This window comes from Burkholderia sp. PAMC 26561 (assembly GCF_001557535.2).
Classification (GTDB): domain Bacteria; phylum Pseudomonadota; class Gammaproteobacteria; order Burkholderiales; family Burkholderiaceae; genus Caballeronia.
This window is the reverse complement of sequence record NZ_CP014308.1, coordinates 145,569-168,481: the sequence shown is the minus strand read 5'-3', so window position 1 is coordinate 168,481 and position 22,913 is coordinate 145,569. Positions and strand designations below refer to the sequence as shown.

17 protein-coding genes and 6 pseudogenes are annotated in these 22,913 nt (G+C 56.4%); 7 read left to right on the top strand and 16 right to left on the bottom strand.

All coding sequences use genetic code 11. The features are described from left to right. Positions 1-193 precede the first annotated feature (193 nt). The gene (locus tag AXG89_RS23725; RefSeq protein WP_335671982.1) at positions 194-1,162 is read left to right on the top strand and encodes an ABC transporter permease; all 969 of its coding nucleotides are present in this window, start codon (positions 194-196) and stop codon (positions 1,160-1,162) included. Between the two features lie 587 nt (positions 1,163-1,749). Here the strand turns inward: AXG89_RS23725 and AXG89_RS23720 are convergent. From AXG89_RS23720 to AXG89_RS23695, 6 genes and pseudogenes are all read right to left on the bottom strand, one after another. Then, complete coding sequence (locus tag AXG89_RS23720) at positions 1,750-3,474, bottom strand: bifunctional protein-serine/threonine kinase/phosphatase (protein WP_062172900.1); 1,725 nt, start codon at positions 3,472-3,474, stop codon at positions 1,750-1,752. Between the two features lie 92 nt (positions 3,475-3,566). Next, positions 3,567-5,003, bottom strand: coding sequence for an APC family permease (locus AXG89_RS23715; protein WP_062172898.1), 1,437 nt, complete (start codon positions 5,001-5,003; stop codon positions 3,567-3,569). 82 nt (positions 5,004-5,085) lie between these two features. Beyond that, positions 5,086-6,447, bottom strand: coding sequence for an FMN-binding glutamate synthase family protein (locus AXG89_RS23710; protein WP_062172896.1), 1,362 nt, complete (start codon positions 6,445-6,447; stop codon positions 5,086-5,088). A 25-nt stretch (positions 6,448-6,472) separates the two neighbouring features. Further along, positions 6,473-7,161 (bottom strand): annotated as a pseudogene (locus AXG89_RS23705) (protein glxC). Next, a pseudogene (locus tag AXG89_RS23700) lies at positions 7,149-7,694 on the bottom strand (class II glutamine amidotransferase); the annotation flags it as partial. The pseudogenes AXG89_RS23700 and AXG89_RS23705, both read right to left, overlap by 13 nt. Continuing rightward, positions 7,675-8,238 (bottom strand): annotated as a pseudogene (locus AXG89_RS23695) (type III glutamate--ammonia ligase); the annotation flags it as partial. The pseudogenes AXG89_RS23700 and AXG89_RS23695, both read right to left, overlap by 20 nt. Before the next feature lie 146 nt (positions 8,239-8,384). On the opposite strand from AXG89_RS23695, the gene AXG89_RS23690 reads away from it, so the two are divergent. Both AXG89_RS23690 and AXG89_RS23685 read left to right on the top strand, forming a co-directional pair. After that, complete coding sequence (locus AXG89_RS23690; protein WP_062172894.1) at positions 8,385-8,984, top strand: helix-turn-helix domain-containing protein; 600 nt, start codon at positions 8,385-8,387, stop codon at positions 8,982-8,984. 241 nt (positions 8,985-9,225) lie between these two features. Then, positions 9,226-9,957: pseudogene (locus tag AXG89_RS23685) on the top strand (IS6 family transposase). Between the two features lie 80 nt (positions 9,958-10,037). Here AXG89_RS23685 and AXG89_RS23680 read toward each other — a convergent pair. Next, positions 10,038-10,355, bottom strand: a complete 318-nt coding sequence (locus AXG89_RS23680) for a nitroreductase family protein (protein ID WP_062172891.1) — start codon at positions 10,353-10,355, stop codon at positions 10,038-10,040. A 197-nt stretch (positions 10,356-10,552) separates the two neighbouring features. On the opposite strand from AXG89_RS23680, the gene AXG89_RS23675 reads away from it, so the two are divergent. After that, positions 10,553-10,777, top strand: coding sequence for a hypothetical protein (locus AXG89_RS23675; RefSeq protein ID WP_062172889.1), 225 nt, complete (start codon positions 10,553-10,555; stop codon positions 10,775-10,777). 281 nt (positions 10,778-11,058) lie between these two features. Further along, positions 11,059-12,057: a GlxA family transcriptional regulator gene (locus tag AXG89_RS23670; protein ID WP_062172887.1), complete on the top strand. Its 999-nt coding sequence runs from the start codon at positions 11,059-11,061 to the stop codon at positions 12,055-12,057. Here AXG89_RS23670 and AXG89_RS23665 read toward each other — a convergent pair. The 8 genes and pseudogenes from AXG89_RS23665 to AXG89_RS23630 all read right to left on the bottom strand — a co-directional run. Next, positions 12,020-12,418: pseudogene (locus AXG89_RS23665) on the bottom strand (ISKra4-like element ISBusp5 family transposase); the annotation flags it as partial. The gene AXG89_RS23670 and the pseudogene AXG89_RS23665 overlap by 38 nt on opposite strands. 259 nt (positions 12,419-12,677) lie before the next feature. Further along, complete coding sequence (locus AXG89_RS23660; RefSeq protein ID WP_062172885.1) at positions 12,678-13,565, bottom strand: EthD domain-containing protein; 888 nt, start codon at positions 13,563-13,565, stop codon at positions 12,678-12,680. Positions 13,566-13,597: 32 nt separating this feature from the next. Further along, on the bottom strand, positions 13,598-13,993 hold the full coding sequence (locus AXG89_RS23655; RefSeq protein ID WP_062172884.1) for a hypothetical protein: 396 nt from the start codon (positions 13,991-13,993) through the stop codon (positions 13,598-13,600). A gap of 195 nt (positions 13,994-14,188) precedes the next feature. After that, complete coding sequence (locus AXG89_RS23650; protein ID WP_062172882.1) at positions 14,189-15,292, bottom strand: alkene reductase; 1,104 nt, start codon at positions 15,290-15,292, stop codon at positions 14,189-14,191. A gap of 39 nt (positions 15,293-15,331) precedes the next feature. Then, positions 15,332-16,051, bottom strand: coding sequence for a hypothetical protein (locus tag AXG89_RS23645; protein WP_062172880.1), 720 nt, complete (start codon positions 16,049-16,051; stop codon positions 15,332-15,334). Between the two features lie 153 nt (positions 16,052-16,204). Continuing rightward, positions 16,205-17,111, bottom strand: a pseudogene (locus AXG89_RS23640) (LysR family transcriptional regulator). A gap of 72 nt (positions 17,112-17,183) precedes the next feature. Further along, positions 17,184-18,317 carry an alkene reductase gene (locus tag AXG89_RS23635; protein ID WP_062172878.1) on the bottom strand — a complete coding sequence of 378 codons (1,134 nt, stop codon included), beginning with the start codon at positions 18,315-18,317 and terminating at the stop codon, positions 17,184-17,186. Positions 18,318-18,504: 187 nt separating this feature from the next. Further along, positions 18,505-19,431: a LysR family transcriptional regulator gene (locus AXG89_RS23630; protein WP_062172876.1), complete on the bottom strand. Its 927-nt coding sequence runs from the start codon at positions 19,429-19,431 to the stop codon at positions 18,505-18,507. Positions 19,432-19,686: 255 nt separating this feature from the next. Between AXG89_RS23630 and AXG89_RS23625 the strand changes: the two genes are divergently transcribed. Next, the gene (locus AXG89_RS23625; protein ID WP_062172873.1) at positions 19,687-20,943 is read left to right on the top strand and encodes an MFS transporter; all 1,257 of its coding nucleotides are present in this window, start codon (positions 19,687-19,689) and stop codon (positions 20,941-20,943) included. 139 nt (positions 20,944-21,082) lie between these two features. Here AXG89_RS23625 and AXG89_RS23620 read toward each other — a convergent pair whose 3' ends face one another. Continuing rightward, positions 21,083-21,472, bottom strand: a complete 390-nt coding sequence (locus tag AXG89_RS23620) for a hypothetical protein (protein WP_062172871.1) — start codon at positions 21,470-21,472, stop codon at positions 21,083-21,085. Between the two features lie 298 nt (positions 21,473-21,770). Between AXG89_RS23620 and AXG89_RS23615 the strand changes: the two genes are divergently transcribed. Next, on the top strand, positions 21,771-22,451 hold the full coding sequence (locus AXG89_RS23615) for an alpha/beta hydrolase (RefSeq protein WP_062172869.1): 681 nt from the start codon (positions 21,771-21,773) through the stop codon (positions 22,449-22,451). The last annotated feature ends 462 nt before the right edge of the window (positions 22,452-22,913 follow it).

Here is a 22,913-nt window from a genome sequence, read left to right as displayed (position 1 = left end):
GGCGCAGCCTATCCTGTCCGTCAAAGCACACGAAATCCAAGCGCAAAGGAGGCCGTTCATATAGTGGGTTTGGCGGGTCAAGGGCGGGCGTGAGCCCGGCGTAGCGAGCCCTTGAGGCGCGCCCCACCCAGTAAGATGGGTCATGGGTGATTGCGGCAGAATGCGAGAATCACCCTTGTAAAACCAACCAGCTATGACGAATCAATTGTTTGAATCCGCCCTCGGTATCACGGCTCTTTGGTATGTTCGAAGTGTTGACTTCGATGCTGCTCAGCGGCAGCTCAATATTGGTGTGGACTTCGTCATTCTTGATAAGCAGCGCACCGACGTGCTTTCGCAAAAACTCAAGCGAATATTTGTTAAGCTTGGCGTGCTTCCAATCCTGCTAGTGGTTGCGGTAGCAATTTTTACTTCAATGTCCGCGAACTTCCTCACGCTTGAGAATCTTACTAACGTAATCCGCCAATCTGCATTCCTTATTATTGTCTCCCTTGGTCAGATGATGGTCCTTCTCGCCGGTGGGTTCGATCTCTCCGTTGGAACAATCCTTGCCCTAACGTCGGTAGTTTCAGCATTGACGATGTCGTTCTTGGCGACCGTATGGCCTAACATGATCCCATTAGTCATCATGGTTGGCTGCCTGGCGGGTTTCCTTTCCGGTGTCCTCGTCGGAGTCGTCAACGGTTTCGGCGTCGCGTTCTTTGGCGTGTCGCCGTTTATCATGACGCTTGGCGTATCTTCAATGGGTTTTGGGATTGCACTTTTTCTAACCGGTGGTACGCCAATCTATGGGATGCCACCCAAATTTGGCTCGGTCGTCGGCTTCGGTTCGTTCCTTGGTATTCCCTTCCCGATTTGGATCACAATTCTGCTCATTGGCGCTTCCTATCTACTTATAAACTGGACGCGGGTCGGACGCGCGTTCTACGCGGTTGGCGGCAACGAGAGGGCTGCGCTACTATCTGGCATCAATACACGCCAATCGCAATTCCTTGTTTTTGTGCTGTCTGCTGGACTTTCGGGGGTCGCTGGGGTCCTGCTCACCGCACGCTTGGATTCGGGAGAAGCTAACATTGGCACCACGATGCCCCTGGAGTCCATCGCTGCATGCGTTATTGCTGGCGTGAGTTTAAGAGGGGGATCGGAAAGGTTGAGAACGTGATCTTAGGCGCCATTTTTATCAACTTGGTACAAAACGGCATGAACCTCGGACGTATCGATTCCTACTTGCAGACCGTCGTAATTGGAGCAATCCTTATCGCAGCCGTTATTGCTGACCAAATTCGACTTCGGTATATCGCGGATCTTCGCGATTAAAACTGGACAGCCATCAGCATCAAGGGCCTGCTGATTCACTTCATGAGGCGGGCTCGATCAAGTACGCCTGACTGTGCAGGGCCTGCGCTTCTTTTACATGCTTGCCGTCAATGGCTGAAAAAGGCGCAGGCTGGACTGACCTGCAAAATTGGACACTTTTCGGCTATTGCCGAAAGCGCCCTCTTCCATACATCACAGGGTCTAGCCGCTTATAATATCGGCTCTAGGTTTTCTCAGCGCCCGGCGTCAGCTCCGCAATGTCATTACTTGAAACTTCGATGTTTGTGCCCAAGCGGCATCCTCTCGTCCCAAACAGGGTTTGTCGACAATACTTCTTGCCTTTAGACCTCTCATCGATGTTCCAAATCACTTGGCTTCCGCTCTTGCGATTTCAGCATTGATGTCCATAGCATTGGTTCCAAATCATGGTGTTCAATGTCGCATCAACGACCCCATTGCCAACGCGAGCAATAGCAGCGCAAGTAACTGCCAGAACAGCACCGGATTTCTCTCGAGCAAGGACTTGCGACGAACAGGCGTCAAGGTGTCACGCCCGTTAGAAAACCGTTCGAGATCGGCGCAGACTTCAAGCACGTCTTGATATCGGCGAGAAGGGTCAGGCTGCATCGTTTTTTCAAGGATCAGATCGAGCCATTCCGGCGCGTCGGGTCTGTACTGGTAAAGCGGCACGCGACCATTGAAACCATAGGGCAGCTGGCCGCCGCTGAACAGGCGGTAAAGCGTTACACCGAACGCGAAAACTTCGGATCGTGCATCCCCTTTTGCGCCTCTCATCAACTCCGGCGCCATATAGGCAGGCGACCCGGGTGCAGCGTCGGGTTCAGGTACACCCATGCCCGGCATATGTCCGAATCCCAGATCGAGCAGGCGCGTCGCATCGCCCTTGATGATAAGCACGTTCTCGGGCTTGATATCACGATGAAAGATCTCGCGGCGATTCAGCGCGTGGATTGAACGGCCCAAATTTCGCGCGATCGCGAGCGCACGGTTCAGGGCAATAGGCGGCGGTGTTGCCAACAGTTTTTCGAGAGTGACACCCTTGCCGAGCGGCATGACTACGTAGAGCCGGGTCTGCCGGGCGGGATCGACGGGTATCGGCGCGAGGACACCTTCATCGCCAATCTTGCCGGCCAGCCAGCGCTCGCGCACGATCGACTGGCGTACATTGTCGTCCTGCTCGACACGGGGCTTGGGAAACTTCAATGCAAGCGCGGTGTCTGGATCAACCAGATCGTAGCCGGTAAAAATCCGCGAATAAAAGCCGTCGTTCAGGACGCTCTTCAGCAGGTATCCGTCGACGACATCTCCTGCATCTGGAACAGCCAAAATGGGTAAAGCGCCGACCACTCGCTCCAGGTAGCCTAAATCGAGCAAAGGCAGACTGCCGACATCGATCACTGCGCTGGTCACATCGTCCTTCGTGCCGCGGGCGACCGCCAGCGCATTAAGCCGACGCGCGGTGTCAAGAGCAGCGCCTCCTGCCGCCAGCACCGCCTGCAACTCACGCACCGGAACGCGCCGATACAGCCCGTCGGAACACAGCAACAGACGGTCCGCTTTTCGCAACTCCATGGCCTCGATTCGCGTTACCAGCGCTGGATGCATGCCGACCGCATGCGCCACGTAAGCGCCGAAGGCGACCGGCACCACATCGTCGTCGCCTAGCTGGGTGAGTTGCCTATCTCGGAGCAGATAGAGCCGTACATCGCCCGCCGCGACGAGATAAGCGGTCGCTCGGCGCACGATCAGCGCCGCGAAGCAAGCGGCCATCTGGTTCAATTCGGGATCGACACGCCCGATATGATGCAGCCAACCGTGTATTGCTTCAAGCGCACGCCCTGCTGCCACGTCCGGCTGTAACGTGTGCGGCAGCCCGTAGTAAGCATCAATGAATGTTCGCACGGCGAGTTCGGACGCGACCCGGCCGCCCTTGCTGCCGCTAATGCCATCGGCCAACGCAATCGTGATGCCGCGCGCAGCCCGGGCGGCTAGGTCACCAGACATTACGCCAACATAGTCTGCGTTGATGTGATCCGCTTTGGCGCTGCGGGCCGTGGAAGAAACGCAACCGATCTCGAGCGCGGCGCACTCGCCGCGCTCAGGCTGAACCCGGATGTCGTATTCTTGGATGCTCATTCCGCCTCGATTAGCGGATCGGTCACCGAGAACGTCGGCACCTTGCTCGCGAACAATGCAGGTGAGCTATCCAGGAAAAAAAGTTCGTTCATCTATTTTTTGCCGTGAGTCATCACGTCGCTAACTTCCAGATCGTGCTCGATCTTCTGCAGCACCTGGGGTGAGCGCTTCTTGAGTGCCATCAGCCAGACAGCGCCGACAAGCATATAAGCAACGAATAGATAAGGCAAAATGTTGTAGGGATAATCGGGCACCGGGTACACGCTGCCGATCACTGCACCGACCATTGCAAGCGCGCCGAGCACGCCCCACACGACATTGATCGACTTCAGTTCGCCCTGCTTCTTCAGATAGATCGGCGCTGACACTGCGACGAGAAAATACGTCACAAGAAAACCAAAGGTAGCGAACGTACTGGTATAGCCGAAAGTATTGAGTGGGCCAGTGCCGAGCATCGCAATGCAGACGACCAAGGTCAGGACCGACGAGAACGCGACAGCTAAGTAAGGCGTCCGGTGCGTCCGGTGAACCATGCCCATGGAACGGTGCACGAACTGGTAACGTCCCATCGAATACAACAATCGGCTCGATGAGTTGATGCACGCAAGCACGCACGAAAACGCGCTGACCGAAGCGATCAGATAAAACACCGGGCCCAGTGACGACGCACCGACGCTCGTGAGCAAAGTGTTGAGCACGGCCGAATCACCGCCAAGTTTGGTCGCGTCATCATGATAGGCAATCGTCATTGAATACGCCACGAACATAAAGAAGAGCCCCGACAATATCAGGCTCCAGACGACAGCGCGCGGAATGACGCGCAACGGGTTCTTCGTCTCCTGGCCAAGAGAGGCCGCGCTTTCAAACCCGACGTAAGAGAAGATGCCCAGCACCATTCCCTGCGCCATGCCTTTGCCGCTTACCCCTTGCAGCTTCAGCTGCGTGGGATCGACGATATGTTCCGGATGCAACGCCAGCACGTAGATCAGCACACCGCCCACGATCACCACGGAAGCCGCTTCGATCCCGAGCGATAACCGCGAGGAAAGCTTTACATCGCGTGCGGAGAAGAACCAGGCCAAGCCCACGAAGACCGTGTAAATCGCCCACGATGGGACATTGATGCCCCATGCCACGAATGCATTCTGCACGAACACCACGCCGGCAGCGCCGACCCCCATCGCGGTTCCCACGTAGGCTGCAATCAGCCCCCACCCCGCAATACCGCCCGCCATCGGCCCGAGCGCGCGAGCGATGTAAATGAAGAACGACCCCGCCGTCGCGATCCGGCTTGACAGCGCAATGATGCTCATGCTGACCAGCAACAGCCCGATGGTTGACAGGCCGTAGATCAACCAGGTGCCCGCACCCGCCAGTGCTGCAATCGCGGTCACGTTGATCGACGGCGTAAAGGTCGGAGACAGGTTCGCGATGGATTGACCGATAACCTCGGTAAAGCCCAATGTGCCGGGACGCAAGCCGTCGGAAGATGCCGGCACTGCGGGCGTGCTGCTTTGCGGATTGCTCATGGTGGGCCTCAGATGAATGGGTGGATCAAATTGGAAGGCGTTCAACTTTGCAGAACCGTAAGATCTCCTGAGACAACTCGACTTACTCTTTCCAGCCCGGTATCCACGATGTGCCCGCGAGCGGAATACGCGCCATGGCCGCAGCCTCGACAGTCAACGCGACAAGATCTTCGGGTTCGAGGTGATGGACGTTTTGCTTGCCGCAGGCGCGGGCTATCGTGGCGAGTTCCATGTTCAGCGTCTTCAGGTAATTACGTGCGCGGCGCGACCCTTCGTCCGGCTGCAGGCGTTGCTCCAGCGACGCGTCTTGTGTGGTCACGCCGACTGGGCACTTGCCCGTATGACAGTGATGGCAAAATCCCGGCGACGTGTTCAGGGCGGCGTAGTCTGCCGCCGCCGAATGAAGCGCGCCGTCCTGGAAATAGGTGTCGCTGTTACAGCCCAGCGCCATCAGCATGCCCTGCCCGATCGCCACCGCATCCGCACCCATCGCGATTGCTTTGGCGACATCGGCGCCCGTCCGGATGCCTCCCGACACGATCAACTGCACTTGGCCTTTCATGTTGAGTTCTTCGAGCGCGTCCACCGCCTGACGCACCGCCGCGAGCGTCGGAATCCCCACGTTTTCGATAAAGCAGGTTTGCGTCGCCGCCGTGCCGCCCTGCATTCCGTCAACCACGACGACATCGGCGCCCGCGTGTATCGCAAGCTTGACGTCGTTGAACACGCGCGTCGCGCCGACCTTCACGTAAATCGGCTTTTCCCAATCGGTGATTTCTCTGAGTTCCTGGATCTTGATCGCCAGGTCGTCGGGGCCGGTCCAATCCGGATGGCGACTCGCCGAACGCTGGTCGACGCCTGCCGGCAGCGTGCGCATTGACGCCACGCGCGGATTGATCTTCTGGCCGAGCAGCATGCCGCCGCCGCCCGGCTTTGCACCCTGGCCGATCACTATTTCGATGGCGTCGGCACGGCGCACATCGTCCGGATTGAAGCCATAACGCGATGGCAGGCACTGATAGACCAGCGTCTTCGACGAACGCCGCTCTTCCTGTGTCATGCCGCCGTCGCCCGTAGTGGTCGAGGTGCCCATCGCTGTGGCGGCCCGGCCGAGCGCCTCCTTGACGTTCGCCGACAGCGCGCCGAAGCTCATGCCCGCAATCGTGATGGGAATGTCGAGCACGACCGGTTTCGTTGCGAACCGAGTACCGAGCACGGTCCGCGTCGTGCATTTCTCGCGGTACCCTTCGAGCGGATAGCGCGACAACGATGCTCCCAGAAAAAGCAGGTCGTCGAAATGCGGTACGCGGCGCTTCGCGCCCAAACCGCGAATTTCATACAGCCCGCGTTGCGCGGCCGAGTGGATGTAGTCGATCGCCTTGCGGTCGTAGCCTTGCGACTCTTCCTGCTGCAAGCGGGCGAAATGAACCGATTTTGCTTCCATGGAGACCTTCTCAGAGAGCGTGTGTTCAATATTCCTGGTTCGCTTCGGCGTTCCAGTGGTAGAGCGTGCGGGCCGACGCGATCCGTTTGAACGACGCCGGATCATGGTCCATGCCGGCCGCATCGAGAAGTTCGCGCACCGCCTCAAGATCGGGAGTTGTCATTGGTTCGTACTGGGCGTCCGCGCCGAGGGATTTCACGTGACCTCGCACATAGAGAACCGCTTCATACAGCGAGTCGCCTAACGCGTCGCCTGCATCGCCGCAGATCACCATGCGGCCCGCCTGCGCCATGAACGCCGAGAAACTGCCTACCGAGCCGCCGACCACGATGTCGCCACCTTTCAGTGAGATTCCACAGCGCAGCCCCGCGTCGCCATCGATCACGAGCAGCCCCCATGCGCCGACGCGCCCGCCCCGTTCGACGCAAACCCCTTCACATGCACGCGGCCGCTCATCATGTTTTCAGCGACGCCGGTGCCCGCGCTTCCATCGATTTCAATGGTGGCATGCTGGTTCATGCCGCCCGCGTAATAACCGGCATGTCCGGCAATGGTTACCTTGACGGGCGCATCGACGCCCACCGCGAGGTTGTGCGCGCCATTCGGGGCAAGCACGGAGACGACCTGCCCGGCCAGCTCGTTCGCCGGCTGATGCAGAAACTGGTTCAATTCCCGTACTGTCGAGCGCCCCAGGTCGAAACTCAGGCTTTCCATACGTACATCTCCTCGGGTGCGGGTTCGAAGACCCTGGCGTTCTTGATATCCGGCAAATGCGCGAGCGACCGGAATTCAGACGCGATCGCGACGTAGTCGTCGTTTTCCGCAACCACCGCGGGCTTGCACGCGAACGGATCGCGGATCAGCGCGAGCTCGCTAGCGGTGCCCATCAAAAATGTATAGAAACCGTCGAGCTCCTCGAAGCCTTTCTGCAATGAAACCGGTAATGTGTCGCCCTCGCGCAGGCGCCATTCGAGAAAGCGACAAGCGGCTTCGGTATCGTTGTCGGTATCGAAGTGAATGCCTTGTGGTTCCAGCTTGCGCCGCACGCCATGCGCGTTGGAAAGCGAGCCGTTGTGCACCAAGCAGAAGTCGTCACCCGCCGTAAACGGATGGGCGCGATCCGGCGTGACGGCCGATTCCGTCGCCATGCGCGTATGGCCGACCAGATGCGTGCCCTTGAGGCCGGCGAAGTCATATCGCGCGGCCACTTGTGCGGGTGAACCAATATCCTTGTAAAGATCCATGGTCCACAAGGCGCTTGTAAGAGTTGACCGTCGGGTTGCACAGCGCGGCGAGCGCGGGCGCATGCGCAAGCAAACCCGCTGTGAACTGGTAACCCAATGTGGATAGGCCCATGCCAAGCTTGTCGCTCTTGTCGGCGAACAGATTGCGTTCTCCGTCGCCTATCGACATATGCATGTGCATTCCGTTACCCGGACGGTTCGCGAAGGGCTTCGGCATGAACGAACAGATGAGACCCAGCTCGTTCGCGATCTCAGATGCCGCCATCTTGAAGAACACGAAGTGATCGCATGATGTCAGGCAGTCGGTGTACGTGTAGTTGATTTCGAACTGGCCATTCCCGTCCTCGTGATCGATCTGATAGACGTCGATCCCGACCGCGCGCATCGATTCGGTCAGCGTTTCGAGGAAGGCGCGGGTGCGCGACAACCCCTTATAGTCGTAACAAGGCTTGGCGAGCGTATCGCTCGGGTCACACGGTTCAAGCGTGCCGGTCACCGAGCGCTTGAGGAGCGAGAACTCCGGCTCGAGGCCAGTGAAGAGCGTCCAGCTCTCGCTAAAATCATCTTAGGCAAGCAGGTTCGAAGTATGAGCAAAAAATTATTAACATGCAACAAAACTTCATTCCATGAAACTTATCGGGCAGACTCGTATCTACGATCTGCTACTCTCTTGGCTTTCTACGAGGTCCAGCAATGCCAAACGGCGAAGACAACAAGAACTCGCTAGAGCGCTATCTCGGCACGACGATTCGCGAACTTCGCCAGCGCCACGGGCTGACCATCGCGCAAGTTTGCGAACAAGCCAACATCAGCCGCGGCATGCTCTCTAAAATCGAGAATGCTCAAACCTCGACGGGTCTCGATGTACTTAGTCGAATTGCAAATGCGCTCGGTGTTTCCATGTCCACGCTTTTTCGCAGATTCGATGTACCGGAAGGTGGCGCACAGCTTGTTAAGAAAGGCGAAGGGATGGAAGTGGTCCGTAAGGGCACCAAACGCGGTCATACCTATCACTTGCTCGCGTACGACCAAGGCCCGCGGAAAAACTTTGAGCCTTTCCTAATAACAATGGATGACGAATCAGAAACTTTCCCCGTCTTCGAGCATCCGGGCATCGAATTCATACACATGCTTAAGGGCGTCATCGAATACCGCCACGGTCAGCAAACCTACGTGTTGCATCCCGGGGATACTATGACTTTCGAAGCTAGCGTTCCTCATGGACCCGAGCGGTTAATCAAAACTCCAATCCAATTCCTGTCCATTTTCGTATATGGCGCAAGTGAGACGTAGAACCACATTTCCTCTGGATTTGAGACAGCTGTGCAACCTCTACGCCAATTTCCCCATAAACAGCTTTTGATTCGCCCCACCAAACACAGATCGAGGGCCGACTGCAGGGTCTAGATGCAAGCTTCACTGCGCATCAATTCGGTGCCATTGCTGCAATACGAAACGCGACCCGCACAAAAACGCACCCTTGGACTGCTAATGGCCTTGTCAGGTTGCGTGACGGGTCGTAAAAGATGACGCGGTGAAGAAATCGAAATCGCTCTATCGCGGTCACCGTTTCCCAGCTGGTTTCATCAGCTGCGCTGTTCGATAATATTTCCGCTTCCAGTGAGCTTGCGCGAAATCGAGGAACTGCTTTTCGAGCGCGGCGTGATCGTGACATACGAGACCATCCGATGCTGGTGTGACAAGTTGGGTAAGGGCTTTGCCCATCGAGTGAAAGCGATGCGACGCAAGAAGGGTAGCACGTGGCACCCGACGAGATGTTCGTCGCGCTACGTGGCGAACCGTACCTGCTGTTGCGTGCGGTCGACGAGCATGGTGCCGAACTCGACATCCTGCTGCAAAAACGGCGTAATAAAGCCGCTGCCAAACGCTTCTTCAAGCGTGTGCGCGTTCGAGCCCGACACCGCGCAAAATCGTCACCGATCAGTTACGCAGCTATCCGGCGGCAAAAGCCGAGATCCTAGAACTGGCTAACGTGAAGCCTGTCTTCGTCAAAGCTGCAGCCCGACTGAACAACCGAGCCGAGAACAGCCACCAACCCACGCGCGAACGTGAGCGACGCATGCGCGGCTTTCGCGACCCTAAACGCACACAGAAATTTCTCTCGTGTTTCGGACCGATCCGGCAACATTTCGCACTCAAGCGGCATCTGCTGGGCGCTTCACTTTATCGCGAGCAGCTCGCAGCGCGATTCGCTGCATGGCGCGAATTCGCCGAACTCGCCCAAAATCCGTCGACTGCTTTCTGATTAGTCGTCCCACCTCCGTCGTGCCGCCTCATTTTCCGCAAGGCGATAATGCCGTTCATAGTAATCCGGGTCGAGGGCGTTCACGCTGGTCGCATGAGAAATTCGCCGAAGCCGCACAGGTCGGCAATAAGCACGGTCAGCAAGGGCGCCGCCGCCACATGCCTCTGTTTGCCCGCAAAGCCAGCAGGGCGCGCCGTGCGCTCCGTATAGCGCACGGCCACTACGCTGAACACCTGAAGATTCGACGAACCCGATGCCGACTGGGCCGCAGCCATGATCGTCTCGAGAATATCCGCAGGCAGAGGCTCGTCCGAATAGTTACGCAATGACCGATGGCTCGGCAAGGTTCCAAGCACCTCGCTGACCTGCGTGTCGGCGGCATCGATTGTAGCGACCATGCGTTGCTATAGCGTTCCTTCACCAGCGTCTGCAGCGTCAGGTGTTTCCAAGCTTGCGGTAAGCGGTTCGTTCATCTTCAGACCTTAAGGCCAGTAGTTGTCTGGGCTACCGTTTGCTCTTGAATTGACCGGTCGTATGGCGTCGCGCAATCCATAATATAAGCCCTGAATCTTACCGGTCGAATGCCGGTGCAATTGTGGAACGCGCGAAGACGACCTTATCGCAATACACTGGCACTCTGTGCCACGTCGACTACGCCATGCCTGCAGAAGATCCCACCGATAAGCCGCGCGAAACCGCAGCGCCATTTAAACGCGAGCCGGTTTCCGATTTGCCTGGCAAACTGCCGACTGGGTCCAGCGGCCTTGAACCGGCTGTTGCCACCGGCTTTTGCGGGTTGATGCTCGACGCCGGCGCATGAGCTTTTGCGCGCGATAAAAGCGGAGACTTTTTCCCTGCGCTCACGCCCATTTGCGCGGTCGCGGGCACGATTCTTACCACTATCAGTGTTGTGTTTTTCTGGCGTCGTATGGATCAGGCATCGCCGCGCTTCGCGCTCAAAATAAGCGTGCGTGGCGGCATGGGCAGACGTGCCTTGGCTCTTTTTTTGCCTGCCATCGGCGTAGACTTCGACTATGATCGAGCGACACATCCGGCTGCCAGCGCAATCCGACGAAGCCCTTTAAGCAACGCCCAGGTGTGATGACAAAACAGACTTCCCACGCGCGCCCAGACGCATCCGCCGACAAGCCAGATTCATCCGATGCCGAAAGCGCCTTTTTGTTCTTGCTGGTAGACGGCCTCTCCATGATGAGTCTTTCTTCAGCCATAGAACCGCTTCGCTCGGCGAACCGGCTGATGAACAAGTCGCTCTATAGCTGGACGCTCGCAAGTCTCGACGGCAATCCGGTGCATGCATCGAATGGCATTGAATTACAGGCGCACAAGCTCGACGATGTCATGACCCGCGCGCAGTACATCTTCGTTTGCGGCGGCCTGCGTCTCGACCCCACGCTCGAGCCGGAATACCTGCGTGCGCTGCGCCGGGCGGCTCGCACGGGCGCGGTGATCGGCTCGTTATCGACGGGAAGTTATTTGCTTGCGCGCGCCGGCCTGCTCGAGGGATACCAGTGCACCATCCATTGGGAAAATCTTTCCGCCTTCACCGAAGAGTTTCGCGGCTTGATGTGCTCAGGGAAGATATACGAGATCGATCGCGACCGCATGACGTGCTCGGGCGGCATTGCTGCGATCGACATGATGCTGCAGTTGATTTCGGAACAACACGGTCCTGAACTCGCGGTCCGCGTTGCGAACCAGTTCCACCACGAACGCATCCGCGACAGCGACGACGAACAGCGCGGCTGGCGCGATCAGAACCACGAAAGCCTGCCGCGCGGCATCCGGCGCGCGATCGAACTGATGCGCGCGCATGTGGACGAGCCATTGCCCATATCGCAGATCGGCACCGATATAGCCATGACCTCGCGCCAGCTCGAGCGGCTTTTCCTACGCCATCTGAACGCGACGCCCGCACGTTATTACGTGCAGTTGCGGCTCGAACGTGCGCACGATCTGCTGGTGTATTCGAATGTGCCGGTGGCTGACATTGCTCTCGCCACGGGGTTTGCATCGGCGTCACATCTGGTGTTGTTGGAAGCCGTTAAAAACCCTGGGATGTTCTCTGCCAGGGCCACGTAACGCGTCGCTGTCCAATCCACGGAAACTGTCGCCGTGCGAGTTCGTGGAATTCTTGGTTCAACAGCGCGACGCGCAGCTGTACGACACTGTGTGCTCCCACGCGACTCCAGCGCATATGCTGGCTCTTGCACATTCGACAGCCAACTATTCGGTTGATCGATGACTCGACGAAGCCGGTAGAGATTCGCCGTCCTACACGTTGCCACGTGCGATAGTCGATCAGCGACTCAAGCTTGCTCTCGAGATACGTGACCACATTGGAGAGGCTGTAACTTGCTTTCTTGATCTGGCTGCTCGCTGCCGGATCTCGCTTCTCACGCAGGTCAAGCAAGTGAGCGAGCTTAGCTGCGAACTGCTGCCAAATCACAAGATCTCTCGCATCGACGAATTGCTGCCTTGGAATGTGGCTGACAAACTAAAACCCCTCACCCCGCCACACTCTCAATCGGGTAGATCTGGATAGATTTGGATGGATCGTGCCCACGATCGCCGATCGTGGACACGATCTCCCTTGATCTACACGGACCCCAACACGCCATCAGCATCATGCCTCACTCGCGCGCGCGTGAGGACACGGCCCAGCCGAGCCGCTTACCTTCAACAAACACAAAGAGTAAGCGCTAACGAGAAGCGAATCGCGCCATCACCTTTTCATCGAGCTGGTTCGTTGCGCCTAATTCGGTGATCAGCTCTGCAACTCGACTCCCGCGAAGCCCGGCTAAGGTTGGACAACCGTCACGAACGAACGTATAGAACCCTTTTACGAGATACACGCCAATCGCACCAACATGTTGTGCCTGCGGGGCATGCACTTCTTTGAATATTCGAGAGGAGAAAAGCGATTGTGCCGCTAAGGGGCTAGAAAATGCGATTTCTGCAACCGCTAGATTCAATCGGTCCTCTTCCACATAGTGCTCAACATTCGGAGACGGGGGCGCGGGCCTGTTGTTGTCGTACGGATCCAAGAGATGCAGCTTCCACTTGATAACCGAGTCATGTTGCGATAGAGCCGTGCTCGTTTCCGTAAGCCACGCTGTTGTGTCCTTGCCTCGTTTGCGACTCATATACAAGTGGATACGATGAAACGGGTCGGCACCATTACGAGAAGCATTCTCATCTTTGTCAATGAGCGTGAGCGACCCACTACGCAAATTGTAGGCAACCGCTTCACCAATAAAATTAGCCTCGTCGTGGTAAAGAATGGTCCCCGCCTCAGCGAAGATAGCTTGTTGCTCGAGGTTCGCAAAACCTAGTTCAGCTGAACCATCAAGTATCGCATTGATCCGGCGGACGCCTTCTGCCATGGGCCAAAAATTTGCGTAGTGATTTCTATCAAAGTGCTGCTGGACGTAAAAGTTGAGTCCCGGCAAGCGCGAACAAAGCGTTGCGTGAACATCGCGCCAATAATTTGCAAAGAGTTCCTGCGGGAGACCGTCTCTCCGTCTCACCGAGGCATAAACGTTGTGATTAACGACATCGTCACGAGAAGAGAAGTCTTGTGCGGTCATTGAAGCTCCTTGGATGTAGGTACTTCCCAGCGTTACACGACCCTATCCAGCAGGACTTTTGGATCATAATAGGCAACCAAAAGCCGTGTTGCCTTGCCTTGAGCACAATCCCAGTGTTCGGAGATTAGTATTGATTCGTCAGTGCCCTGCACAGCAATTCGTATTAACGCTACGACGTGCTCACCTTGGACAGTTAAGCTTTCATACGACAATCTGGTGAAGTCAAGTATCGCCGCTACTTTGGGAAGAATCGACACATACCCTGCTTTGTCGTATTGACCGCCCCACGGAAGATAATCAGGAACGAATAACCTGAAATCATCATCCAACAATTTCTCGAAATCTATAATTCTCCCCTCCGCCGCACCCTGATAGAAGGCTTTTACGATGGCTAGCGCATTTGCTTCTTTAGTAGCATGATCGTTCATATTTAAGGATCCCTCAGTGGAACGAGACTACACGCTTGTGAGCCGAAAGTACCGAGCTAGTTGCTACTTTAGATGGATAAGTTTTCTGTACCCGGGAGAATAGTTAGTCGATTTCGACGTCTTCGCGTATGGAGCGAGGACTATGCTGCCGAAACGAGCGACACTTTAAATTGCAAAGTCTCAGACTGCCGTTCCCTAGTCGGTCATACTTGGATAGTCGGTATAGCCCACAGCGCTCCCACCGTACGCTGTTGCCCGATCGAACGTGTTAAGTCGGACCTGACGACGAATGCGCTCAGGAAGATCAGGGTTGGAGATGAACATCCGCCCAAACGCGACTGCGTCGGCAAGACCATCAGTCAAAACCGTGGCGCCAGTCTCCGCCGTATATCCGCCAGCGGTGATCACCGGTCCGGCAAATAGATGACGAAATAACGCAGCGTTATTTGCGCTGTCCACGCTTGCATCGTCTCCCAATCCGGCCGAAGACGCGCGTGGCTCAATCAAATGAAGATAAGCAATAGAGCGCCTGCTGAGTTCGCCGATCACATAACTGAAGTGAGGAACAGTGGCGCTGTCGCTTAGCCCTCCAAGATTGCCATGTGGCGACAGTCTTACGCCAACGCGGTTTGAACCGATCTCGCTTGAAATGCTGTCGACCACTTCCAGCAGCAGACGAGCGCGGTTTTCAACTGAGCCACCATAGCTGTCCGTACGGCGGTTGCTACCGTCCTGCAGAAACTGGTCGAGCAGAAACCCATTGGCACCATGTACTTCGACGGCGTCGAATCCTGCCTCGACTGCATTGATTGCAGCTCGCCTGAACGTTGCCGTGACGTTCGCAAGTTCGGCGAATTCAAGTGCCCGAGGCGTTTCATACGGTACCTGCTGGAACTGTGGCGTGTAAGCCATTCCAGGCGCGGCAATCGCTGACGGTGCTACAGGCAGGCTGCCATCTGCGTTATATGAAGAATGCGACCAACGTCCGTGATGGACAATCTGCAGCGCGATACGGCCGCCTTCTGCGTGCACGGCATCGGTCACGTCGCGCCAGCTCGCTATTTGCGAAGGCGTGTAAATGCCGGGCATTTGCGGATACCCGTGGCCTTGGCGGATGATCGCTGTCGCCTCAGTGATAATCAAACCCGCTGCCGCTCGCTGGGCGTAATACGTCGCACTAATTGCCTGGGGTGTGCCGTACGCATCGGCTCTCATCCTTGTCAGGGGCGGCATGACGATTCGATTTGGGAGCTGGAGTGCTCCCAATCGAAGCGGAGTGAAAAAGACGTCATAAGTCACGGCACGGCCTTGCGATATTCATGCTTAGGAGAAATTGCGTCAGATGAACTTGAGATCGCCGAAGTCAAGCGAGACAAGCAAAGGCTCCGGCACCTTCTGGAGGCGATCATCGTAGGCGTAGATACGTCGCGTAGTCGGCATCTTGATGCCTTGAAATTCCCGATAATTCGTCGGATAGTTCGCGCCGGTCGCCCCACCGAGAATGTCGACCGTATAGTCGTGGCGCCGCATCAGCCCATCAGGTCCAAAATGGGTGATCTGTGTTTTGGTGTGACTCGCAATATAGTCGGGGAACGTGATTTTCAGGCGACGCCACGTCTCCCCATTTTCGGTCCATGGTTCGATTTCTTCCGTCTCAAATCCTGGATAGGTGTAAAGGAATGGCGAGGTCAAATAAGTCCACAACGCCTCGCTAGCAAAGTATGCGACGTGAAATTTGTCCCACGCACTCTCAATCGTGTGGCCCGCATAAGCCTCTTCTGGGCGATCGCGTGTCTCGACCACATCGCCAGCGAGTGTTTCCAGCGTCATCCGCCCAGGAACAAAGACACTTTGCAGGTTTTCGGTGGTGAACGGCGTAATGGTTAGCTGTTCCACATGCGTCTTGAGAGAGAACACCTTGTCGGTTAATAGACCAGGTTGCTGCTTGAACTGCCAAATAGCGCCGCCAATCGATACCGGCGCATGGAGTTCTGTGAATTCATTCCACCGCTGCAGTCCGCCGTGAGCATTCACTGCAAATTCCGACAAGTCGTTCATATCCAGCTCCTTAAGATCATTCCAGGCGGCGTTGCCAACACGCAGCAATCTAACCGAAGTTCCCCCTTGTCAAAGGTCGCGGTTCCCACCTTTCGTGACACCGGAAACCAAAAGCTAAATATAGGCCTTTTATCCGGCACCAGTTCGGTAGTTTCATGTTTCCCATGGCGGTGCAGGTTGCCAAGCGTCGACGAGTTGATCGATAAAAACGCGTACCTTGGGAGTCAAATGTCGGCGCGACGGATAGGTTGCGCGAATCGGAGTTCCCGCGACGGCAAACGTCTCCAATACTGGTTGTAGTCGTCCTTGGCGAATTTCCGTCGCGAGGAGATAGGTCGGAAGATTGATCACGCCGGCGCCGTTGATAGCCGCTGCGACAAGCGCTTCGGCGCTGTCCAGGCGCAAGCGGCCGCTTGTCTCTATTGCCAGATTCCCGGTGCCAGTAAAGCTCCAGGGCTGAATTCGTCCGGCACTTACAAATGAAGACACTCATGATTAACGAGATCAGACGGCGCGGCCGGTAGCCCCCTCTCTTTGAAATAACTCGGGGAAGCGCAAACTGCAAGCCGCTGTGTCGCCACAGTACGCGCGATCAACCGCGAGTCCGGCTTTGGCTCGCCAATTCTTATGGCGATGCTATACCCTCGTCCGCCAAGTCCACGAATCTATCCGTGAAACTGATGTCGACGGTCACGGCTGGCCAACTCGCGAGAAACGATTCCATTACCGATCGAACCTACGTGTGGCCGAGCGCGACGGGAACGCTGATTCGAAGAGCACCCTTCGGCGTCGCGCTTCGCGCAGCCATCGCCGTTTCGACCTCCTCGAGATCTTCAATAATCTGTGTGCAGCGCGCAAAGAAAACCGAGCCGTCATCTGTGAGGCCGATACTTCGTGGCGTACGGTGAAGCAAGCGTACTTGCAGACGCACGTCAGGGCGGGCGATGATTTTTCCGACCGCCGAGCGCGTAATGCCAAGTTGATGAGCCGCCGCCGTGAAGCTCCCTGCTTTCACCACGGCGACGAACGTCGCAATGTCGTTCACGTTGCCAAGTGCCACAGCCTTATCCTCGGAGATCGAAGAGTCCTGCACCACCCTTAGAACGCGGCGTAGGACCCCTAACGTTACGACTCAGGCAAACTGCTCCGTCGAGCCTACGAGACTCTCAGCAGAGTCCTGATAGAACGGGTAGTCGGTGTAGCCGATTTCTGTGCCGCCGTAAAACGTATCGCGGTCATAGTTATTGAGCGGAAGGCCTCGGCGAAAGCGCTCAGGCAGGTCAGGGTTCGAGATAAAGAAGCGACCAAACGCCACCAGGTCAGCGCTACCCTCGGAAATGATCGCCTTCGCCGATGCCTCATCGAAACCGCCGGCTACGATGATCACCCCCCGGAATGACTCGCGGAATTGACGAGCTGCGACGGGATACTGGACGCGGGTATCGTCGGCAGCATTGCCGGCCACCCTCGGTTCGATCAGATGGAGATAAGCCAAATCCAGCCGGTCGAGTTCTTTGACAGCATGTGTAAAGAGCGACACCGGGTCGGTATCCGACATGTCACCGAACGAGCCGTCCGGTCCGAGGCGCACGCCCACCCGATTGCTACCCCATATCGAGATCACCGCCTTCGTGATTTCAAGAAGGAAACGCGTGCGATTTTCTATCGAGCCGCCATAAACATCGTCGCGTCGGTTGCTACCGTCCTGCAAGAACTGGTCGATGATATAACCGTTCGCCGCGTGAATCTCGACCCCGTCGAATCCTGCCTCGAGACCGCGGGCTGATGCGGCACGAAAATCTCCGACCAGCGACACTACCTCAGCCTGGGTCAATGCCCGATTAGGCGTACTCGGAACCCAGCCATTGGCGGTGTAGGCCAGACCTTCCGATTCGACTTCGGACGGCCCGACAGGCAATACCCGGTTGGGCTGCATATCGCGATGCGACTGACGGCCTGCGTGGAAAAGCTGAAGAAAGATGCGACCGCCCTTCTCGTGAACGGCATTAGTAATCTTTCTCCACCCCAGAATCTGTCCGTCCGAATAAATGCCAGGCGCGCCGAGATAGCCGTTGCCGTTAGGCGATACGACGGTCGCCTCCGACACGACAAATCCGCCTTTCGACGCACGCTGTGAGTAGTAGTCGCGCATCAATTGGTTGGGCACGTCGCCCTTTCCTGAACGCATACGGGTAAGCGGCGCCATCACGATGCGGTGCTCGAGTTGATACTGACCCAACTTAATGGGGCTAAAGAGATTAGACATGTTCTTCACCTATTCTATGAGTGTTACGCCGACGGGCTAGTTGCGCAGTCAGAGGAAATACGATTACTCCATTTCCTAGCTGGCGACTGCTCGGGTGGCAATGGAGACAGAGTAGGCGATCGTTATTGAACAATAAATAACCGTTTTCAGCGTGCTTTATTTCATAGGTGGAACAATCAAAGCTTTTTCATTGGCGCAGAACGGGTTTGTTCGCCGTGTCGCTGCTTAGAAACAATTCGACTAACCAATCGACAAACACTCGGACCTTGGCGCTGAGATGCCGGTTTGGCGGATAGACGACAAAGACGGAAATGGGATCAGCCCACCAATCGGCGAAAGCAGGTTCCAATGCGCCGCTATCGATGTGAATACGGCTCAAGAACGTTAGCGCATGCACAACGCCCAGCCCCGCCAATCCCATCGCTAGGCATGCAGTCGAATCGTTGGCGGTCAGTGTGCGCTCGGGTATCACTTCGACCGCCTCCTCATTTCTCTTGACCACAATAGGGAAAGCCCGTCCCGTTTGAGCCGCAACCATCTGGATCACGTCGTGCCCGTGCTCAAGTCCAGACGGATGTTTGGGACGCCCGTGTTTCAGCCAGTAATCCGGGGTCGCGCAAAGCACCTGACGTACATCTCCGAGCCTTCTTGCGACCAAGGATTGATCCAAGACTTTTCCTGTTCGTACAACGCAGTCGATGTTTTCGGCCATCAGGTCGAGCGGCCGATCGCTGATGCCAAAATCCAGTTTGATATCAGGGTAACGGGCGACGAAATCAGGTAACGCGGGAATGATGAGTCCTAGACCTATCGGGACAGGGAAATCTACGCGCAACCGGCCGCGCGGATTGCTTTTCGCCCGAGTCATGACGCCTTCGACCTCTTGCAGCTCGTTAAGTAAGCGCACGGCTCGTTCGTAGTAAGCGATGCCGTCAGTGGTCGGACTGACTTTACGGGTCGTGCGGTTGAGCAACTTGGTGTCGAGATCCGCTTCGAGCGTCTGAATGAGTCGTGTGACCGTAGGCTTCGGAATGTCGAGTGTTTCCGAAGCCCTTGTGAACGTTCCCGTTTCAACTACACGTACAAAAGCTCGCATCGCCTGAAACTTGTCCATGAGCAACCTATATTCGGATTGGCTTGTTTAGGTGCGCCTAAAAACGGTGCGCCTCGATCATACATCGATGCGACCGTCGGTCAGGGCCTCTGGGCAAGGGTTTGCCGGTATCGCGATCCCGTGTCGTCTCTAAGGGGACGCACTTTCCCCACTGAACCGCCTACTCTCCGTTTTAGAAGCAGTTTTGTTCGACGGTTGGTTTGTGATCTGTCCAACGCACCGTTGACACATTATTTATTTGAAACGGAGAACATCATGGATGCCAATCAATTTGCCAACTCGTCTACCAGTCCGCCGCTTGTCGCAGAGGACGTGCTCCGGACTTCTGTCGAGCCGGCGTCGAGCCAGAATTCGTGGTTGGCCGTTTTGTCGGTCGCGGTGGGTTCTTTTGCATTTGTCGCGACGGAATACATGCCGGTCGGCATCTTGCCGCAGATCGCGCGTGAACTCGGCGTCACTCCGGGTACGGCGGGCCTCATGACGACGACGCCAGGCATCATCGCCGCGATTTCCGCACCCGTCCTGCTGCTCGCTGCCGGCCGCATCAATCGGCGGTTGATTTTGTTGGCACTGGCCGCCCTGCTGCTGGCCTCAAACTTGATCTCGGCTATCGCTCCGAGTTTTGCTGTCATGCTGATCGGCCGTGCGTTGCTCGGCGCGAGTCTCGGCGGCTTCTGGACCGTCGCACTGGGCGCGTCGGGACAGTTGGTCCCGGAAAACCAAGCCGCCCGGGCGAGCGCAACCATTTTCATGGGAATCACGCTGGCCACTGTGATCGGCGTGCCGCTCGGCACGTTGATCGCCGATATGACTTCATGGCGTATATCGTTCTTCGCCACCGCGATCCTCGCGGCCCTGGCGTTGGCCGCCCAAGCCGTATTATTGCCTTCGATCCCCCCGAAGGCCGCGATGCGAACTAGCGATTTCCGCGCGATGCTCTCACGTTCAAACGTTCGACGCAGCCTGTTGATGGTTGGCTTGCTCTTTGGCGCGCACTTCGCGGCGTACACGTATATCGCGCCCTTTCTCGAGCGCAATGCGTCGCTCGGCGGCCAAGGAATCACTGCCGTGCTGCTGGGATTTGGCATCGTGGGATTCGTCTCGAACTTCGCGATTTCGGCATTCGTCACGCGCCATTTGAAGGCTTCACTGTTCGTGCTGGGTGCGCTCGTGATGATCGCGTTGTTCGCGCTTCCGTTGTTGCAGGCATCGCACATCGGCGTGATTGCGACGGTCATGGTGTGGGGCGTTGTGTATGGCGCAATACCGCTCTGTCTGAGCGTGTGGATGCAATTGACATCACCAGATCGCCCAGAAGCAGGTTCATCGATGTTCGTCAGTATCGTGCAAATCGCTATTGCGGTGGGCTCGCTCGGCGGCGGTGTGGTGGTCGACCACCTGAGCATTGCGTCAACCATGCGCTTCGGCGGCATACTCGCTGCTCTCAGCCTGCTCGTGATCATGACGTTCCGCACACGCGAGTCGACGTTAAAAGAGTTGCTTGAAACGTAATGGGCTACATGCGATCGAATATCGGCAGTTGAAGCGATGCAGTTGCATACCACGCACTCGGCGAATCTGACGAGTGCGCGGTGTTTGGCTTATGAAGCGTCAGATGGTTTGTCCGCACAGGCAATGGATATGGATCGAATTAGCTAGGCGATAGAATCGCTTCGAGGCCAGCTGAAAAAGCAACAACTTGCGCAAAGGGGCGGTGGTGCAGCCCAATGTGGCTGATGACGCCGCTAGCGTTGCGGCCGAGAACTGTGACGCCAGCGACCGGATGGCCGGCATAGATACCTTCCCACGCAAGATAAGTGTGAGAGTCAGTGCAGGCCTCATGCACAAACGCAATCGACTCGTACATTCTCCGAGTCGCATCGAAGAACCGCCGGATGTCTTGGGTGCCAATTATCGGCGTTTTGAGTACAGATGCTTCGAGCGCCACGTCTTTCGAAAACCGCATTGCGAACGAATCTAATGATGGTTGGTTGATTAGTGCGATCCAATCGCGAGATGACAGTACAGAAACGTTATACATAAAACTTCCTCGATTGAAAAGTTGATCGTTCGGGCGTTGCAGTTGCCTCCAAGTTACCCTAAGTAAACGCTTAACACTAATCACTGCCTCGAATTACGTGTGCGTAATCCTGTCTTAAAGGCAGGAAAGTGCCAAGCGTTCGACCATTGTAGATTTCCCGCTGCTTAGCAACCGGCACCGAATGCCTGACGACTTAAAAGGTGGGAAGATCGACGCATTATGATGGTCGCGAGGACGCAAAACTTGTCTAAAATTGCACACACAGCGCGTTGCTGACTTGAAAGAAAGGACCATTAATATGGCGAGGGTATCGAATATTCTCTTTGTTCACGGCGCATGGGCTAATTCTTCAGCTTGGGAAAGGGTTCTGCCACTCACCGAAGCAGCGGGCCTCGGCGGTACCGCAGTCTCACTCGCCCTGACATCACTTGCAGACGATGTGGCAACGGTAAAGCGAGCGATTGCGCTGATCGACGGGCCAGTATTGTTGGTCGGCCATTCATATGGCGGAGCGGTCATAACGGAGGCAGGCTCCGAGCCAAACGTTGCGGGGCTTGTGTACGTCGCCGCGTTCGCACCCGATACCGGCGAATCAGCAGGATCGCTCGGCGCGGGCGGACCTTCTACCCGATTACTCGAGGTTGTGCGCCCTGACGCAAACGGCTTTTATAAGCTGACTCGCGAAGGCGTCGATGAGGTGTTCGCCCAAGACCTTGCAGAAGAAGAGCGCGCCCTGATCTTCGCAACGCAAAATCCATTGGCGGGTGCCGCGCTTGGCGCTGAAATAACTTCCCCGGCCTGGAGGGAAAAGCCGAGCTGGTATCTGCTTGCTAGCGAAGACCGCACTATCCATCCGGAGCTTCAACAGAAAATGTCGGCCCGGATGAGCGCGACAGTCCTTACCGTGGCGTCCAGCCATCTGCCAATGCTGTCTCACCCACAGGCAGTCGCCGATTTGATAGGTCAAGCGGCGGGATAGCTCGAATTTTTGCCTGGTCATATGCGGCTTGCCTCTGTCGTTCGAGTTCGAATGGGCCGCGCAAAACTCGCGCAACTTGCCGCCTTTCAAACAAGGCCCGGCAGTTGCAACAGTGGACGTGTAGGCGTCCCAGACTTCGTGCGAAGCGCGTTAGGTATCAGAGGTGTCTGTAGGCTACCGTCTCGCCCATCCCGGACCTATTGCTCTCTCGCTTACCTTGCCGATGTAATCTGTTTAGAAGAGGAAAGCGAACTTTCAAAGTTTGAAACCTTGTTCTCGCAGACGGAAATGGTCGAATTTATAAGCGAATCTCTCCTAGCATGAGGTTGCCGTTGACTTGGTCTGGCACGAACTTGATTCGTACAATGCCTCGCCATACGCAATTTTCTATGCGAAGCAGCCGTTTGGGCCTCACGATTTCGCATTTGGCTCAGGCGCGTTCTCAACTTCTACTGTGATAGA

Bases quoted from the DNA above. Each gene is read 5' to 3' on its own strand.
- AXG89_RS23725 (WP_335671982.1), top strand. From the start codon at position 194: ATGACGAATCAATTGTTTGAATCCGCCCTCGGTATCACGGCTCTTTGG.
- AXG89_RS23720 (WP_062172900.1), bottom strand. From the start codon at position 3,474: ATGAGCATCCAAGAATACGACATCCGGGTTCAGCCTGAGCGCGGCGAG.
- AXG89_RS23715 (WP_062172898.1), bottom strand. From the start codon at position 5,003: ATGAGCAATCCGCAAAGCAGCACGCCCGCAGTGCCGGCATCTTCCGAC.
- AXG89_RS23710 (WP_062172896.1), bottom strand. From the start codon at position 6,447: ATGGAAGCAAAATCGGTTCATTTCGCCCGCTTGCAGCAGGAAGAGTCG.
- AXG89_RS23690 (WP_062172894.1), top strand. From the start codon at position 8,385: ATGCCAAACGGCGAAGACAACAAGAACTCGCTAGAGCGCTATCTCGGC.
- AXG89_RS23680 (WP_062172891.1), bottom strand. From the start codon at position 10,355: ATGGTCGCTACAATCGATGCCGCCGACACGCAGGTCAGCGAGGTGCTT.
- AXG89_RS23670 (WP_062172887.1), top strand. From the start codon at position 11,059: ATGACAAAACAGACTTCCCACGCGCGCCCAGACGCATCCGCCGACAAG.
- AXG89_RS23660 (WP_062172885.1), bottom strand. From the start codon at position 13,565: ATGACCGCACAAGACTTCTCTTCTCGTGACGATGTCGTTAATCACAAC.
- AXG89_RS23655 (WP_062172884.1), bottom strand. From the start codon at position 13,993: ATGAACGATCATGCTACTAAAGAAGCAAATGCGCTAGCCATCGTAAAA.
- AXG89_RS23645 (WP_062172880.1), bottom strand. From the start codon at position 16,051: ATGAACGACTTGTCGGAATTTGCAGTGAATGCTCACGGCGGACTGCAG.
- AXG89_RS23635 (WP_062172878.1), bottom strand. From the start codon at position 18,317: ATGTCTAATCTCTTTAGCCCCATTAAGTTGGGTCAGTATCAACTCGAG.
- AXG89_RS23630 (WP_062172876.1), bottom strand. From the start codon at position 19,431: ATGGACAAGTTTCAGGCGATGCGAGCTTTTGTACGTGTAGTTGAAACG.
- AXG89_RS23625 (WP_062172873.1), top strand. From the start codon at position 19,687: ATGGATGCCAATCAATTTGCCAACTCGTCTACCAGTCCGCCGCTTGTC.
- AXG89_RS23620 (WP_062172871.1), bottom strand. From the start codon at position 21,472: ATGTATAACGTTTCTGTACTGTCATCTCGCGATTGGATCGCACTAATC.
- AXG89_RS23615 (WP_062172869.1), top strand. From the start codon at position 21,771: ATGGCGAGGGTATCGAATATTCTCTTTGTTCACGGCGCATGGGCTAAT.